Source organism: Pseudomonas sp. VI4.1, assembly GCF_002029345.1.
Taxonomy (GTDB): Bacteria; Pseudomonadota; Gammaproteobacteria; order Pseudomonadales; family Pseudomonadaceae; genus Aquipseudomonas.
The window spans coordinates 1-8,578 of the sequence record NZ_MULM01000047.1 but is presented as its reverse complement, the minus strand read 5'-3'; the positions used below and the strand labels follow the sequence as shown (position 1 = coordinate 8,578).

Below are 8,578 nucleotides of genomic sequence, written 5' to 3'. Positions count from 1 at the left end.
AGCCGGCTTGCCGGCGAAGGGCCGCTGAATATCGCGGTGATCTTGAGATCGCCTTCGCCGGCAAGCCGGCTCCTACAGGTTTGGTGCAAGACCCTGTGGGAGCGGCGGTGCGGCGATCCGACTTGCCCGCGATGGCCTCGACGCGGTCTCAAGTCAAACGCGGCCCCACATCAACCAAACGATAATTCCTCTTATTCAATCCCCCCTGCCCTGTTAGACTTTGCGCCCTTGTTTTGCTCGTCTTGCAGGATGTCTGATGCCCTCGCTGCCTCTTCGCTTGTCCGCACTGTTGCTGGCCCTGGGCCTGAGTGCCTGCGATGACGCCCCGAAGTTCACCCAGGCCGAACCCGGTGAAGCCCGGTCCGGTGGCAGCGCGACCGTGCGCAAGACCGATCAGAATGCATTTTCCCTGCCCTCCGCCAACCTGCCGCCCTCCCGGCGCGTGGACTTCAGCGTCGGCAACAGCTTCTTTCGCAACCCGTGGGTGATCGCCCCGTCGACCACCACCGCGCGGGACGGCCTCGGCCCCTTGTTCAACACCAACGCCTGCCAGAACTGCCACATCAAGGACGGCCGCGGTCATCCGCCCGCGCCTGACGCGCCCAATGCCGTGTCGATGCTGGTACGCCTGTCGATTCCCGATACGCCGGCCTACGCCAAGGTCATCGAGCAGCTCGGCGTCGTCCCCGAGCCGGTCTACGGTGGGCAATTCCAGGACATGGCCGTGCCCGGCATCGTCCCGGAAGGCAAGGTGCGGGTCGATTACACGCCGGTGCCGATTCGCTTCAAGGACGGCACCGAAGTCGAGTTGCGCAAACCGACGCTGCAGATCACCCAGCTCGGCTACGGACCGATGCATCCCGATACCCGTTTCTCGGCCAGGGTGGCGCCGCCGATGATTGGCCTGGGTTTGCTCGAAGCGATTCCCGAAGAGGCGATCCTGGCCAATGCCGAGGCGCAGGCCCGTGAGAAAAATGGCATCGCCGGGCGCCCGAATCGGGTCTGGGATGACGCGCAACAGAAAACCGTGCTCGGGCGCTTCGGCTGGAAGGCCGGGCAACCGAACCTCAACCAGCAGAATGTCCACGCGTTTTCCGGCGACATGGGCCTCACGACCAGCCTGCGCCCTGTGGATGACTGCACCGACGGGCAGACCGCCTGCAAGCAGGCGCCCAACGGCAATGGTCCGGATGGCGAGCCGGAAGTCAGCGATAACATTCTGCGCCTGGTGTTGTTCTACAGCCGAAACCTCGCGGTGCCGGCGCGCCGCGATGTCGGCGCGCCTGAAGTGCTGGCCGGCAAGAACCTGTTTTTCCAGGCGGGCTGCCAGTCCTGTCACACCCCCAAGTACACCACCGCCGCCAACGCCGCCGAACCTGAACTGGCCAATCAAGTGATTCGCCCGTACATCGCTCTGCTGCTGCATGACATGGGCGACGGCCTGGCCGACAACCGCAGCGAGTTCCAGGCCAGTGGCCGCGACTGGCGCACGCCGCCGCTGTGGGGCATCGGCCTGACGCAGGCGGTCAGTGGCCACACCCAGTTTTTGCATGACGGCCGCGCCCGCAACCTGCTCGAAGCCGTGCTCTGGCATGGCGGCGAAGCCAAGGCGGCGCAGCAACAGGTTTTGTCTTTCGATGCCGGGCAGCGTGCTGCGTTGCTGGCGTTTTTGAATTCCCTTTAATGCCTATTCCTCAAGCGGGAGCCCGACATGTTCCGTCCCAAATTGTTGTTCACCAGCCTTGCCGCGTTAGCCCTGGGCGCCTGTTCGCCGCAGGACCCGCAGGCCGTCACCTCGGCGGCCATTGCCAAGTCGGTGATTTTGCCGACCTACACGCGTTGGGTTGAAGCCGACCGCCAACTGGCCGTCAGTGCCTTGGCCTACTGCGAAGGCAAGGCCGACCTCGACACCGCCCGCGCCGACTTCCTGCATGCGCAAAAAGCCTGGGCCGAGCTGCAACCGCTGCTGATCGGGCCGTTGGCCGAAGGCAATCGCGCCTGGCAGGTGCAGTTCTGGCCGGACAAGAAAAACCTGGTGGGCCGTCAGGTCGAGCAACTGGTCACTGCTCAGCCGCAGATCGATGCCGCCGCCCTGGCCAAGTCCAGCGTCGTGGTGCAAGGCCTGTCCGCCTACGAATACATCTTGTTCGACAGCAAGCCTGATGTGGCCAACGCCGAACAGAAAGCCAAGTACTGCCCGCTGCTGATCGCGATTGGCGAGCGTCAGCAGCAACTGGCCGAAGATATTCTCAAGGGCTGGAACAACACCGATGGCATGCTCGCGCAAATGAGCAAGTTCCCGAACCCGCGCTACGCCGATTCCCACGAAGCCATCGCCGACTTGCTGCGGGTGCAAGTCACCGCCCTCGACAGCCTGAAGAAAAAGCTCGGCACGCCGATGGGCCGCCAGACCAAGGGTGTGCCGCAACCGTTCCAGGCCGATGCATGGCGCAGCCAGTCTTCCCTGACGGGCCTGGAAGCCAGCCTCGCCGCCGCCAGGACCGTGTGGGAAGGGGTCGACAACAAAGGCCTGCGCGGCCTGTTGCCGAGCGAGCAGAAACCCTTGGCCGACAAGATCGACGCCGCGTATGCCGCCTCCCTGAAGCTGTTCGCCAGCAACCAGCGCTCGCTGACTGAAATGCTCAACGACGATGCCGGTCGCCAGCAACTCAACGATATCTACGACAGCCTCAACGTCGTCCACCGCCTGCACGAAGGCGAACTGGCCAAGGCGCTGGGCATCCAACTGGGCTTCAACGCCAACGACGGTGACTGATGAGGGCAATTGCCATGCTGCGACGCCAGGCTCTGACGTTAGGTAGTTTGCTGCTGGGAGCCGTGACACTGGGCGGCTGGACGCTGTTCAGGCAAAAGGACAAAAGCCCGTTGCTGCTCTCGGCGCGGGACGATGGCGACGGCAAGCACTACGCCGTCGGTTATCGGCTGGACGGCACCCGGGTGTTCGCCACCCGGGTCGGCCAGCGCTGCCACGACATCATCAATCACCCGACGCTGCCGATGGCATTGTTCGTCGCCCGCCGCCCGGGCACCGAGAGTTACCTGGTCGACCTGCGCGACGGCACGCTGCTGCAAACCGTGGCCTCGCAGCCGAACCGGCACTTCTACGGTCATGCGGTGATTCACCAGAGCGGCGACTGGCTGTACGCCACCGAGAACGACACCGCCGATCCGGGGCGTGGCTTGCTCGGCGTGTACAGGTTCGAAGGTGAACGGCTGGTGCACGGCGGCGAGCTGCCGACCCATGGCATCGGCCCGCATCAGGTATCGTGGATGCCCGATGGCGAAACCCTGGTGGTGGCCAACGGCGGCATTCGTACCGAGGCCGAAAGCCGGGTCGAGATGAACCTCGACGCCATGGAACCGAGCCTGGTGCTGATGCAACGCGATGGCACTTTGTTGAGCAAGGAAACCCTGGCCCAGCCGATGAACAGCGTGCGCCACCTGGGGATCGCCAGCGACGGCACCATCGTCGCCGGCCAGCAGTTCATGGGGCCGTCCCATGAGTCTTCGGAACTGCTGGCGATCAAGCGCCCCGGCCAGCCGTTCGTGGCCTTCCCGGTGCCTGAGCACCAGTTGCAGGCGATGGGGCATTACACCGCCAGCGTCGCGGTCCACAGTGACTTGCGGCTGGTTGCCTTGACCGCGCCGCGCGGCAACCGCTTTTTCATCTGGGACATGGACAGTGGCGAAGTACGCCTGGATGCACCTCTGCCCGATTGCGCCGGGGTCGGTGCGGTGGCCGACGGGTTTGTCGTGACCTCGGGCCAGGGACGATGCCGGTACTACGATTGCCGCCAGGCCGATCTGGTTGCCAAACCGCTGGAGCTGCCAGCGGGGCTTTGGGACAACCATCTGCATCTGATGGCGTAGCGTCTCTACGCCTACGGCCTGCGCCCCTCCCTGTAGGAGCTGGCTTGTCGGATCGACGCACCGCAGCGAAGGCGATCTCAAGATCACCGCAACATTCAATGGCCCTTTCGCCGGCAAGCCGGCTCCTACATTTGAATGCGTCCCCCTGTAGGAGCTGGCTTGCCAGCGAAGGCGATCTTCAGGTCACCGCAACATTCAATGGCCCCTTCGCCAGCAAGCCGGCTCCTACAGGAGGTCGGGGGAACCCGGAAACATCCATTGGAATCAACCGCGCACTCGGAGTAATGTTCCAGACTGTATGCCCTGATTTTCTCCAAGGAAGTGGAAATATGCTGCGTCGCCGCATGTTGATCATGTTGGGTGTTGTTCTGCTGATCGTGCTGGTCCTGGCCGGTTACAAAGCCTTCTCCATCTACACGATGATTCAGGGCTTTTCCGCGCCGAAACCGCCGATCAGCGTCGCTGTGGCCACGGCCACCGAACAGCCGTGGCAAGACCGTCTGCCGACCGTCGGCACGCTCAAGGCCCTGCAAGGCGTGGACCTGAGCCTGGAGACCGATGGCACCGTCATCGATTTGCAGTTCGAGTCAGGACAGAAGGTCAAGGCCGGTCAACCCCTCCTGCGACTCGACAGCGCCGTGGAAAGCGCTTTGCTGGAAACGGCTCTGGCCGACCTTGGGCTGGCCCAACTCGATTACGGTCGCGGTAGCCAACTGGTCGGCAGCCAGGCCATTTCCAAAGGCGAATTCGACCGACTTTCAGCGGTGCAGAAAAAGAGCAAGGCCACGGTCAATCAACTCAAGGCTGCGCTCGGCAAAAAAAGCATCGTCGCGCCCTTCAGCGGGACCATCGGCATTCGTCAGGTGGACATCGGTGACTATCTCGCCAGCGGCACCATGATTGCCACCCTGCAAGACCTCAGCAGCCTCTATGTGGACTTCTTCGTGCCCGAGCAATCGATACCGAAGATCGCCCTTGGCCAACCGGTGCAGATCATCGTCGCGGCCTACCCGACGCAAACCTTCCCCGGCACCATCAGTGCAATCAACCCGAAAGTCGAAAACAGCACGCGCAACGTTCAGGTCCGCGCAACCCTGGCCAACCCCGACGGCAAGCTGCTGCCCGGGATGTTCGCCAGCCTGCAGGTGATGCTGCCTGACCCGCAGCCGCGCATCGTGGTGCCGGAAAGTGCGATCAACTACACCTTGTATGGCAATTCGATCTACGTCGTCGCGCAGAAAAAAAGCCGAAGACGGCAGCCTGGAAAAAGACGACAAGGGCCAACCGATCCTGATTGCCGAACGGCGTTTCATTGAAACCGGCGAGCGCCGTGATGGGCAGGTGATGATCACCAAAGGTGTGCAGAACGGCGAAAAAGTGGTCACGGCCGGCCAGATCAAACTGGACAACGGCGCACACATTGCCATCAGCGACGACAAGACTTTAGCCGAGAAGAACAGTCCGCCACGCGCGGACTGATCAAGGAATCCCCATGGCTTTTACCGACCCGTTCATCCGCCGCCCGGTGCTCGCCACCGTGGTCAGCCTGTTGATTGTGCTGCTGGGCTTTCAGGCCTGGAGCAAGTTGCCGCTGCGCCAGTATCCGCAAATGGAAAACGCCCTGATCACGGTGACCACGGCGTACCCCGGGGCCAACGCCGAGACCATCCAGGGCTACATCACCCAACCGATGCAACAGAGCCTGGCCAGCGCCGAGGGCATCGACTACATGACCTCGGTCAGCCGCCAGAACTTCTCGGTGATCTCGATCTACGCGCGCATCGGCGCCAACAGCGACCGCTTGTTCACCGAACTGCTGGCCAAGGCAAACGAGGTGAAGAACCGACTGCCCCAGGACGCCGAAGACCCGGTCCTGAGCAAGGAAGCCGCCGATGCCTCGGCGCTGATGTACATCAGTTTCTTCAGCAAGGAGTTGAGCAACCCGCAGATTACCGACTACCTGTCGCGGGTCATCCAGCCAAAACTGGCGACCTTGCCCGGCATGGCCGAAGCCGAGATCCTCGGGAACCAGGTATTCGCCATGCGCCTGTGGCTGGACCCGGTGAAACTGGCCGGTTTCGGCCTGAGCGCCAGCGACGTCACCGACGCCGTGCGCCAGTACAACTTCCTCTCCGCTGCCGGCGAAGTGAAGGGCGAGTACGTGGTCACCAGCATCAACGCCAACACCGAGCTCAAATCCGCCGAAGCCTTCGCCGCGATCCCGCTCAAGGTCGATGGCGACAGTCGCGTCCTGCTCAGGGATGTCGCGCGGGTGGAAATGGGCGCGGAGAACTACGACTCCATCAGTTCCTTCGGCGGCACCCCCTCGGTGTACATCGGCATCAAGGCCACGCCCGGCGCCAACCCGCTGGATGTGATCAAGGAAGTGCGCAAGATCATGCCGGACCTGGAAGCCCAGCTGCCGCCGAACCTCAAGGGTGAAATCGCCTACGACGCCACGCTGTTCATCCAGGCCTCGATCGACGAAGTGGTAAAAACCCTGTTCGAAGCGGTGCTGATCGTGATTGTGGTGGTGTTCCTGTTCCTCGGGGCGCTGCGCTCGGTGGTGATCCCGGTGGTCACCATTCCGCTGTCGATGATCGGCGTGATGTTCTTCATGCAGATGATGGGTTATTCGATCAACCTGCTGACCCTGCTGGCGATGGTGTTGGCCATCGGCCTGGTGGTGGACGACGCGATCGTGGTGGTGGAAAACATTCACCGACACATCGAAGAGGGCAAGACGCCGCTGGATGCGGCCATCGAAGGCGCCAGGGAAATCGCCATGCCGGTGGTGTCGATGACCATCACCCTGGCCGCGGTCTATGCGCCGATCGGCTTCCTGACGGGGCTGACCGGGGCGCTGTTCAAGGAGTTCGCCCTGACCCTGGCCGGGGCGGTGGTGATCTCGGGAGTCGTCGCCCTGACCCTGTCGCCGATGATGTGCGCCTTCTTGCTGCGCCATGATGAAAACCCCAGCGGCCTGGCCTATCGCCTGGACCTGATTTTCGAAGGCCTCAAGCGCCGTTACCAGCGCCTGCTGCACGGCACGCTCGCCACCCGGCCGGTGGTGCTGGTGTTTGCGGTGATCGTACTGTGCCTGATCCCGGTACTGCTCAAGTTCACCAAGTCGGAACTGGCGCCGGATGAGGATCAGGGCATTATCTTCATGATAGCCAATGCCCCGCAGCCGACCAACCTCGACTACCTGAGCGCCTATACCGACGAGTTCATCACGATCTTCAAGACGTTTCCCGAGTACTACTCCTCGTTCCAGATCAATGGCTTCAACGGCGTGCAATCGGGCATCGGCGGCTTCCTGCTCAAGCCGTGGAACGAGCGCAACCGCACGCAAATGCAGATCCTGCCCGAGGTCCAGAGCAAACTGGAGAGCATTCCCGGGCTACAGGTTTTCGGCTTCAACCTGCCCTCCCTGCCGGGTACTGGCGAGGGCTTGCCGTTTCAGTTCGTCATCAACTCCGCCAACGACTACGAGTCGCTGCTGCAAGTGACTGACCGGGTGAAAAAGCGCGCGCTGGAATCGGGCAAGTTCGCTTTTGTCGACGTCGACCTGGCCTTCGACAAGCCCGAAGTGGTGGTGGATATCGATCGCGCCAAAGCCGCACAGATGGGCGTGTCCATGCAGAACCTGGGCGGTACGCTGGCGACGTTGCTGGGTGAAGCGGAGATCAACCGCTTCACCATCGAAGGCCGCAGCTATAAAGTCATCGCGCAGGTCGAGCGACCGTTCCGGGACAACCCCGACTGGCTGAATAACTATTACGTCAAGAATACCCAGGGCGAACTACTGGCCCTGTCGACCCTGATTACCGTGACCGACCGGGCGCGCCCACGGCAATTGAACCAGTTCCAGCAACTCAACTCGGCGATTCTTTCCGGGGTCCCGCTGGTCAGCATGGGCGAAGCCATCGACACCGTACGCCAGATCGCCCAGGAAGAGGCACCGGTGGGTTACGCCTTCGACTACGCCGGCGCATCGCGGCAATACGTCCAGGAAGGCAGTGCGTTGTGGGTCACCTTCGCCCTGGCGCTGGCGATCATTTTCCTGGTACTGGCCGCCCAGTTCGAAAGCTTCCGCGATCCGCTGGTGATCCTGGTCACCGTGCCGCTGTCGATCTGCGGCGCGTTGATTCCGTTGTTCCTGGGCTGGTCGAGCATGAACATCTACACCCAGGTCGGCCTGGTGACCTTGATCGGTTTGATCAGTAAACACGGGATCCTGATCGTCGAATTCGCCAACCAGTTACGCAAGGACAAAGGCCTGGCGCCACGCGAGGCCGTGGAGGAAGCCGCGGCGATTCGACTGCGTCCGGTGTTGATGACGACCGCCGCCATGGTGTTCGGCATGGTGCCGTTGATCATCGCCACCGGTGCGGGCGCGGTCAGCCGGTTCGACATCGGCATGGTGATCGCTACGGGGATGTCGATCGGGACGTTGTTCACGCTGTTTGTGTTGCCGTGCGTGTACACATTATTGGCCAAACCCGACAAACCTGAAGAACACACACAACCCCCTGTAGGAGCGAGCTTGCTCGCGATGCCAGCTCCTACAGGGGTGTACGTCAGAGTGGCGCGGGCTGGATGATTTCGACCCAGTAGGCATCCGGATCCTTGATGAACGCCAGGCTCTTCATGCGGCCGTCGTTCAGGCGTTTCTGGAAATCGC

Annotated in this window: 3 protein-coding genes and 3 pseudogenes; 5 read left to right on the top strand and 1 reads right to left on the bottom strand. The window is 62.4% G+C overall.

Annotation, left to right across the window (positions count from 1 at the left end; all coding sequences use genetic code 11):
* The first annotated feature begins 256 nt into the window (after nucleotides 1-256).
* The 5 genes and pseudogenes from BZ163_RS00965 to BZ163_RS00945 all read left to right on the top strand — a co-directional run.
* Nucleotides 257-1,684 carry a di-heme oxidoredictase family protein gene (locus BZ163_RS00965; RefSeq protein WP_128869438.1) on the top strand — a complete coding sequence of 476 codons (1,428 nt, stop codon included), beginning with the start codon at nucleotides 257-259 and terminating at the stop codon, nucleotides 1,682-1,684.
* Between the two features lie 27 nt (nucleotides 1,685-1,711).
* Nucleotides 1,712-2,776, top strand: coding sequence for an imelysin family protein (locus BZ163_RS00960; RefSeq protein ID WP_128869437.1), 1,065 nt, complete (start codon nucleotides 1,712-1,714; stop codon nucleotides 2,774-2,776).
* Nucleotides 2,777-2,790: 14 nt separating this feature from the next.
* Nucleotides 2,791-3,891, top strand: a complete 1,101-nt coding sequence (locus tag BZ163_RS00955) for a DUF1513 domain-containing protein (protein WP_128869436.1) — start codon at nucleotides 2,791-2,793, stop codon at nucleotides 3,889-3,891.
* A gap of 329 nt (nucleotides 3,892-4,220) precedes the next feature.
* A pseudogene (locus BZ163_RS00950) lies at nucleotides 4,221-5,370 on the top strand (efflux RND transporter periplasmic adaptor subunit).
* 13 nt (nucleotides 5,371-5,383) lie between these two features.
* A pseudogene (locus BZ163_RS00945) lies at nucleotides 5,384-8,422 on the top strand (multidrug efflux RND transporter permease subunit); the annotation flags it as partial.
* 52 nt (nucleotides 8,423-8,474) lie between these two features.
* Here BZ163_RS00945 and BZ163_RS00940 read toward each other — a convergent pair.
* Nucleotides 8,475-8,578, bottom strand: a pseudogene (locus tag BZ163_RS00940) (lactoylglutathione lyase); the annotation flags it as partial.